Origin of the sequence: Roseovarius sp. (assembly GCF_018066915.1) — a bacterium.
GTDB lineage: Bacteria > Pseudomonadota > Alphaproteobacteria > Rhodobacterales > Rhodobacteraceae > Roseovarius.
Window position 1 is genome coordinate 20,327 of the sequence record NZ_JAGPVV010000145.1, and the last position, 8,449, is coordinate 28,775.

Here is an 8,449-nt window from a genome sequence, read left to right on the forward strand (position 1 = left end):
TCAGGCGCCTTTCGGTTCGACGAACATACGACCGCGCATCTCCATGTGCAGCGCATGGCAGAACCACTGGCAGTAATACCAGTAGACCCCTGGCTTGGCCGCGACAAAGGTGGTCGAGGCGGTGGCCTGCGGTGCCAGTTCCATCGCCACGCCGTGATCGCCCATGCAGAACCCATGCGTCAGATCGTCGATATCATCGAGGTTGGTCACGATCACCGTCACCTCGTCGCCTTCCGTGACGGTAAAGCTCTCGATGCTGAACGCGGGGGCCACGCTCGACATGTAGACGCGCACCTTGTTGCCGTCGCGGATGATCGTATCGGTCCATTCGTCGATATTGACGCCGTCCTTTTCGGCCTGCGCGCGGGTCTCTGCCCACATCGGATCGTTGCGGTCCCAGTTGTTGCGCGGGTTCACGACAGAGCGGTGGACGATGATGCTGTCATGCGGTTCGGCAAAGGTCGGGCTGTCGTGCAAGAGCGTCAGGTTGGTGCCGTCCATCGAGAACAACTGTTCATTCTCGGGCTTGAGCGGGCCCACGTTCAGGAACCGGTCCTTGGAGAATTTGTTCATCGAGATGAACCATTTGCCATCCGCGTCCAGCGTCTCGCCCATCGAGGTCGAGTTGTGGCCGGGCTGGTAATGCACATCCACCTTGGAGCGGATCGGATCGACGGTTTCGCCCGCATAGGCCTTGACCGCATCCTCGATGTTCCAGACGACGATCTGACTGTCGAGAAAGAGCGTGGTCAGGGCATTGCCCTTGCCGTCAAAGGCGGTGTGGAGCGGCCCGAGGCCCAATTCCGGCTCGGCCACCACGACAGAGCGCGGATCGGCCCCGTCAAAGAACACCGCGTCGAGTTTGCGCACGTCGATCACCGTCACCGTGGGTGACAGTTTGCCCGCGATGCAGAGGTGGATCTTGTCGGGGGCCATGTTGCAACCATGCGGGTTGTTGGGCACCGGGATATAGCGCGTGTAGTCTTTGTTCTGTCCTTTGCGCCCGTCCACGACCTTGACGCCGTTCAACTCGATGAAATCGCCCGCCGCGATGCCCTTTTCGATTTCGGCAAGGTTGAAGACGACGACGTGATCGCGCTCGGATTCCGTCATCTCGGGCAGCGATATGCCCATTTCCGAATTGTAGGAGGTGGAGAAGGCATATTTGCCATCATAATCGGCATCGGTGTTGTCAAGGTTGCCCGAGACCATCACCTGCCATGCGACTTCCATCTTGTCGGCGTCGATGGCGGTGTAGAAGTTCACATATTGCGACGGATCATCGAGGATCTTGCCGTCGTTGACCATTGGGCCCTCATCCTCGCCATTGGCAAAGACATAGTTGGTGCGCGGCCATTTTTGCGGGCGCAGACCATGGATGGCCTTGGCATTGGGAATTTCGAGGATTTTGTCCGCCTTCATCACATCGAGGCGGACGCGTGCGACGCGGGTGTTGGCCTTGTCGTTCATGAACAGGAAACGCCCGTCATACTTGCCCTCGGTAAAGGACATGTGGACGTGGTGCAGGTCGCCGTTGTCATGCACCTTCTTGCCATTGGCAGCGAGGTAGTTCTTGGTGCGCTCGGACATGCCGTCGCGCATGATCTTGATCGACTCGTTGGTCTGGCCCCAGCCGGTGGCAGAGCAGCGGTTGAACACCGGAATCCGCATGAATTCGCGCATGGACGGAATACCGAGGATACGCACCTCGCCGGTCTGGCCCGAGGACCAGAACCCGTAATATTCATCCAACTCGCCGGGCGCGAGATGCGATGAGGCTGCGGCAGCCGTGGCCGGGGTGGGAGCGGTCGCTGCGGCGGTCGCCACACCGGCGGCTCCGCCCAACAGCGCCATGCGCGAGGCGCCCATGGCCCCAAGGGCCGCAGCGCCACCGGCGGTGGCCCCTAACAGGCCCCGGCGGCTGATCCCGGTTTTCTTGGCATCGGTTGACATGATCATTGTCCTTTCTTCATGTTTGGGTGGTTTGCGATCATCCGGTCCAACGCTGCCGCGCTGTCAGAGGCGCTCTTGCGGCGCTTCACGTTTTTGATGACGACCGGACATTTGGTCTCCGACTGGTAGAGAACCTGACAGTGCAGACAGTTCAGGCACTCGTTCGGGTTGATTTCGCCAGTGGGATGGATGGCCTGCACCATGCATTCATGGGCGCAGGTCTGGCAGGGGTTGCCGCATTCGCGGTAGCGCTTGAGCCAATCGAACATGCGCAGGCGGGCAGGGATCGCGAGCGCGGCACCAAGCGGGCAGAGATAGCGGCAATAAAAGCGCTCGACAAAGAGGCCCGCCGCCAAGAGCGCCAGTGCATAGGCGACGAAAGGCCAGGCGCGGGCGAACTTGAGCACGATGGCGGTCTTGAAGGGCTCGATTTCCGCGAGATGCTCGGCCTGTTCAATCGAGGCCAGAGACACCCCGAAAAGACCGAGGAAAATCATGTATTTGATCGGCCAGAGGCGTTCATGCAGGCCCCAGGGCAGGGTCCATTGCGGCACGCCCAGTTTGCGCGCGATGCGGTTGGTCAGCTCTTGCAGCGCGCCGAACGGGCAGAGCCAGCCGCAATAGGCCCCGCGCCCCCAGAAGATCAGCGCAGCGGCGACCGCGAACCACAGGATAAAGGTCAGCGGATCGAGCAGGAACGCCTGCCAGCTGAAATCCGAAGTGAGCGCGCCAAAGAGCGCCATCAGGTTCACGACCGATAGCTGCGCATTGGCATACCAGCCCAGAAAGACCAGCGTGACCGTTAGAAACCCCATGCGGAACCATGTTGTGATCCGCTCTGACCGCACGAGATAGCTCTGAAAGAAGAAGGCGAGAGTGAGAAGCGTCAGCATGACGCCAAGCCCCACGATTTCGACGGTCTTGTCGCGCCAGATGCGCGTCCAGAGGGCGGTTTGGGCGGCACTTTCGGTTGCGGTCTCTTGCGCCAGCGGAGTTGCTGGTGTCGGGGCGGCCACGGGGCGGAGATAAGGCGCTGGGAGCTGATAGCCGAGGTCGAAGGTGGTAAAGACCCGCTCGATCGCGGCTACATCGCGTTGCACGAGCAATTGCAGGCGCCATGGCTCTGCGGGATCAAAGCCTGCCTCGGCGGGGATCTTGAAGATATCCATTTCCGAGAGCACTGGCACGCCATCGGCCAGGATCTCGCCCACGCGGCGATGTCCGCGGTCGCGAAAGCGGATGGAGTCTTCGCCCTGCACCAGAATGATCCGGTCGAACACGCCGCCGCGCACATAGCCCGACCCCTTGAAGGAATAGAGCCCGCGGGCGGCCACCAGAATGGCATGCTCGCCTTCATCCAGCCACGCGGTCAGGTTGGCATATTCCGCCTCGCCCAACAGTTGCCGCCCGATGGCGGGCACGCTGATGAGTGTCGCATACATGTCGATATAGGTGTCGCTGTCAGGCTCGGTGATTGGCCGGGCGGCGGCGCGGGGATCGTCCATCGCGGCAAAGGCGGCGTTGACCTGCCTCACATCAAGAGACATGCGGCGCAGCGTGCCGTCCCCGGTGAGGGTGAACCAGTCATCGGCCGCTTTGGCGTCGGGGTTCACCTCGAATGTCGGGCCAGATGGGGCGGTGAGCGGTGCAAGCCCCCCCAGCCCGAGCGCGCGGGCAACCCGGATGCCCGAACGGGTGATTGAATCGTCGATCACCATGATGGTGACGGTCGCACCCGAGATGATGTCGAGCTCATGCGCCGATCCGCCCTCTGCGGCCTCGGCCACCAGATCGAGACCGACGAAATCCGCGACCAGCGCCTTTACTTTTGCCTCGGGGATGCCGATCAGGACGATGGGTTCCGAGTGCTTGACCAGCTTGACGCCAGTCAGTTTGGCATCAAGGCCGACGGCGACCATCACATGAATGGGTTTGCCCGAATAGCCGGTGGTGCCCACGAAATCCGAAGTGACAAAGGCCCAGCCAATCGTTTCCCCCCCGCGCAGCACCGGGGCCACGGGCAGATCGCTGCGCATCGCGCCATAGCTGTCGGCACCCTCGACCAGCGTCGCGGCGGGCACTTCGGCCAGATAGGTCGAGAGAACGGGGGACTGCGCCTGAACCGCCGGGGCAAGGGCCAGCAGAACGATCCAGAGGGCGGCGATACGGGCCAGAAAGGCCGCCGCGCGCGGGCGCAATTGAAGGGCATTGGACATCAGGGGGTCTTTCATGGGAGCACCGTCCCTACCGGGGGCGCGCGGTTTCGCGCGCTCCGGATCATCGTGGGATGGTGCAGGTCTTTGCCGGGCTGCATATGGATGGCGCGGGTCGTGCGCGGGGCGTGAATGTGAAACGGGACGAAGACAACTGCGTGAGACCCGGCCTGCAAACACGCGTCGCAGAGCATCCGGTCGCAATGGGGCAGGTCCACCGGCGCGCCATCGCGGGTGACATGCACGGATTTCTCACCCTCGGCACCCGCGCAGATCACCATCTCGGTCAGCGTGGCCTCGACCGCGGCAAACCCCGCCGCCCGACCCGCAGTCAGAGAGCCCAACGCCAACGAGAGCGCCAGAAGGCAAGTGATCAAAAAAGGGCGTGTGATCCGTGTCATGGGCCAAGCATGCCCGGAGTCGCCACGCTTGACCTTGATATGGGTCAAATGAAATAACTCTTTTGTGAAGGGACGTGACAAGCTGACCACTTGTCAAAACCGACACTTTGGGAATGATGTCAGACATCCGGAGGTTCCCATGCGTCTAACAAAGTTTACAGATTACTCTCTACGCGTCCTGCTCTATGCCGCGACGCTCAAAGCCGGTGAATTGACCACCATCGAGGAGACGGCCAAACTCTATGGCATCTCGCGCGCGCATCTCAAGAAAGTGGTGCTGCAACTGATCCATGAAGGGTTTCTGGAAGGGGTGCGCGGGCGCAGCGGCGGGTTTCGGCTGGCGCGCGCGCCCGGTGAAATCAATCTCGGACAGGTGGTGCGCCGGATGGAGCCGGAATTTGCTCTGGCCGAGTGTTTCGCGCCAGATAACGCCTGCCGCGTGACCAAAGGCTGTCGGTTGCCCATTGTGCTGAACCTCGCGCTGACCAATTTCCTCAATACCTTTGACGACTTCACGCTGGCGGATGTGGCCATCTCGCCGCGCTATTTCGAGGCACCGCCACAGGATCAATACCCGCGACGAGGCCCGAATCTGGTGGATGCTGTCTAAGGTAACACCGCCGCGCGCGGCCTCTTGGCCTCGGGGGCGTCTGCGTTTATCACGGTCCTCTCAGATCATCCGAGAGGGCCAAAAGTGACAGACACAGCCGAGCGTATCGCCCGCACCATCGCCACTGAAATCGACGCGCGCCCCGCCCAGGTGGCGGCTGCCGTGACGCTCCTCGACGGGGGGGCGACCGTGCCCTTTATCGCGCGCTATCGCAAAGAGGTGACGGGCGGTCTGGATGATACGCAACTGCGCAATCTGGCAGAGCGCCTGACCTATCTGCGCGAGCTGGAGGCGCGGCGCGCGGTGATCCTGACCTCGATCAAGGATCAAGGCAAGCTGACAGAGCCGCTCGCGCGGGCGATTGCCGAGGCCGAAACCAAGGCGGTGCTCGAAGATATTTACCTGCCCTTCAAACCCAAACGCCGCACCAAGGCGATGATTGCGCGCGAAAACGGGCTGGAGCCACTCTTGCGCGCGATTCTGGCAGAGCGGTCCGCCGTGCCCGAGGATCTGGCGGCGGGCTATCTAAGTGAAACCGTGGCGACCGTGAAAGAGGCGCTGGAGGGCGCGCGCGACATTCTGGCCGAGGAATTGACCGAGAATGCCACGCTTCTGGGCCGCTTGCGCGCGTTCATGCGCGCCGAGGCGATGATCAGCGCGCGCGTGCTGCCGGGCAAGGAAGAGGCGGGGGCCAAGTTCTCGGATTACTTCGACCACCGAGAGCCTTGGTCAAAGATCGCCTCGCACCGCGCCTTGGCCATTCTGCGCGCGGCGAAAGAAGAGATCGTGACGCTGGATATCGCCCCTGATCCCGACACCGGCGCGCCGCGTGCCGTGGCCATGATCGAGGCAGCGATTGGAATTCCCGGCAAGGGTCCGGGGGATACGTGGCTGCGGGGTGTGGCTGCCTGGACTTGGCGGGTCAAGCTGAGCCTGTCGATGTATGTCGATTTGATGGGCGAGTTGCGCAACCGCGCCCATGACGAGGCGATCACCGTCTTTGCGCGCAATCTCAAGGATTTGCTGCTGGCCGCCCCGGCGGGACCGCGCCCCACCTTGGGGCTTGATCCCGGTATTCGCACAGGCGTCAAGGCGGCGGTGGTGGATGCTACGGGCAAGCTGATCGAGACCGCGACGCTCTATCCCTTCCAGCCCAGGAACGATCTGCGCGGGGCGCAGGTGGCGGTGCTCGAGATGGTGCGCAAGCATGGTGTGGAATTGATCGCCATCGGCAATGGCACCGCCAGCCGCGAGACCGAGCGCATGGTGGCGGAGGCGCTGAAGCTCTTGCCGCAGGGCGCCAAGCGACCGATGAGCGTGATCGTGTCCGAGGCGGGGGCTTCGGTCTATTCTGCCTCGGAACTGGCGGCCAAGGAATTTCCCGATCTCGATGTCAGCCTGCGTGGAGCGGTGTCTATCGCGCGCCGGTTGCAGGACCCGTTGGCGGAACTGGTCAAGATCACGCCGCAGTCCATCGGAGTGGGCCAGTATCAGCATGATGTCGATCAACGGCGTTTGGTGCAGGCCCTCGATGCCGTGGTCGAGGATGCGGTGAACGCGGTCGGTGTCGATCTCAACATGGCCTCGGCCCCGCTCTTGGCGCGGGTGGCGGGGCTAGGGGCGTCGTTGGCCCAAGCGATTGTGGCGCATCGCGACGCCGAGGGCGCGTTCCCGTCGCGCAAGGCGCTCTTGAAAGTGTCGGGGCTGGGCCCCAAGGCGTTCGAGCAATGCGCCGGGTTTCTGCGCATCCGCGATAGCGCCGAGCCTCTGGACGCGACCTCGGTTCACCCCGAGGCGTATGGCGTAGCGCGCCGGATCGTGAAGGCCTGTGGGCGGGATATTCGCGCCATCATGGGCACGCCCGAGGCGCTGAACGGTCTGCGGGCCGAGGATTTCGTGGATGACAAATTCGGTCTGCCCACGGTGCGGGACATCCTGACAGAGCTGGAAAAACCCGGTCGCGATCCGCGCCCAAGCTTTGTCACCGCGCGGTTTGCCGATGGGGTGGACGACATCAAGGACCTCAAGCCGGGCATGTTGATGGAAGGCACGGTGACGAATGTCGCGGCCTTCGGCGCCTTTGTCGATATCGGCGTACATCAGGATGGGTTGGTGCATGTCAGCCAACTGGCCGACCGTTTCGTCAAGGACCCGCATGAGGTGGTCAAGGCGGGCGATGTGGTCAAGGTGCGCGTGACCGAGGTCGATGTCGCGCGCAAACGCATTGGCCTGAGCATGCGCAAGGAGGGCGGTGCCGCGCCTGAGGCCCCTCGCGGGACAGCGCCCGACGCGGCCAAGGTGTCAAAGACCGGGAAATCGGGCAATACCCGCCCGACTGCCCCCGCGCGTCCCGCCAAGCCGGAACCGCAGGCGTCCCAAGGAGCCTTGGGCGACGCCCTGCGCGCGGCCCTTCGTGGTAAATCCTAGCATCTGTCGGGGAGGCGTGGCGGAAGCTCAGTCCGCTGGGTGAGCGTTGCAGGCGTATGTAATATGCTGCGTAAGCATCTGTTATGTTTATTATTTTTTTATATTCTCAAGTCTTGGGTGTTGCAAGTAGTTGTATTCCTATGCAATTGATAGTTCTGTTTTTGGTGGCAAGGATGGTGGCAACAAATGCCCAGGCATGCGAAAGAACTAAAGGCCCTCCAAGTCAAGAACCTCTCGTCACCCGGCCGCCACGCCGTTGGTGCCGTCAATGGTCTCTACCTGAATATCACGGAGACCGGTGCTCGTTCATGGATACTGCGCGTCACCGTCGGCCTCAAGCGGCGTCATATCGGCCTCGGTGGCTATCCAGAGGTGTCTCTTGCAGAGGCTCGCGATCGCGCCTTGGAGATGCGGCGGAAGATCAGCGCCGGGGTCGATCCGGTTGTCGAGCGTCGCGAACAACGCCAAGCCCTCGTTGTTGCCACCAAGCAGCGGACCACGTTTGAGCAGGCCTTCGCGAGATTCTTCGAGGAGAAGGTCGAAGGAGAGCTACGGAACGCCAAGCACCGCAATCAATGGCAGTCGACCCTCAAGACATATGCCTATCCGGTGCTGGGCGAGAAGGCCGTTGCCGATATTTCTGTGGAGGATCTGCTCGAAGTTCTTCGGCCAATCTGGATGACCAAGAATGAAACGGCGTCCCGAGTGCGTCAGCGCATCGAGGCGGTGCTCGACTGGTCAAAGGCGATGGGACTTCGGGATGGCGAGAACCCGGCCCGCTGGAAGGGAAATCTGCAGCAGCTTCTGCCATCGCCAAACAGGGTTCAGAGCGAGACCCCGCGTCC

General features: G+C 62.3%; 6 protein-coding genes. 3 read left to right on the forward strand and 3 right to left on the reverse strand.

Going from position 1 to position 8,449, the window contains the following annotated elements; translation table 11 throughout:
* The 3 genes from nosZ to KBT70_RS07935 are packed head-to-tail and all read right to left on the reverse strand — an operon-like array spanning nt 1 to nt 4,615.
* The gene (gene nosZ, locus KBT70_RS07925; RefSeq protein WP_296630905.1) at nt 1-1,953 is read right to left on the reverse strand and encodes a TAT-dependent nitrous-oxide reductase; all 1,953 of its coding nucleotides are present in this window, start codon (nt 1,951-1,953) and stop codon (nt 1-3) included.
* Between the two features lie 2 nt (nt 1,954-1,955).
* Nucleotides 1,956-4,184: a NosR/NirI family protein gene (locus KBT70_RS07930; protein WP_296630908.1), complete on the reverse strand. Its 2,229-nt coding sequence runs from the start codon at nt 4,182-4,184 to the stop codon at nt 1,956-1,958.
* Nucleotides 4,181-4,615, reverse strand: a complete 435-nt coding sequence (locus tag KBT70_RS07935) for a hypothetical protein (RefSeq protein WP_296630911.1) — start codon at nt 4,613-4,615, stop codon at nt 4,181-4,183. Before KBT70_RS07935 ends, KBT70_RS07930 begins: the two co-directional genes overlap by 4 nt.
* Before the next feature lie 91 nt (nt 4,616-4,706).
* On the opposite strand from KBT70_RS07935, the gene KBT70_RS07940 reads away from it, so the two are divergent.
* The 3 genes from KBT70_RS07940 to KBT70_RS07950 all read left to right on the forward strand — a co-directional run.
* A complete protein-coding gene (locus KBT70_RS07940) occupies nt 4,707-5,177 on the forward strand; it encodes an Rrf2 family transcriptional regulator (RefSeq protein ID WP_296630914.1) in 471 nt (156 codons plus the stop codon).
* Between the two features lie 84 nt (nt 5,178-5,261).
* Nucleotides 5,262-7,604, forward strand: a complete 2,343-nt coding sequence (locus KBT70_RS07945) for a Tex family protein (protein ID WP_296630920.1) — start codon at nt 5,262-5,264, stop codon at nt 7,602-7,604.
* 186 nt (nt 7,605-7,790) lie between these two features.
* A partial coding sequence (locus KBT70_RS07950; RefSeq protein ID WP_296630926.1) for an integrase arm-type DNA-binding domain-containing protein occupies nt 7,791-8,449 on the forward strand: 659 nt, incomplete at its 3' end.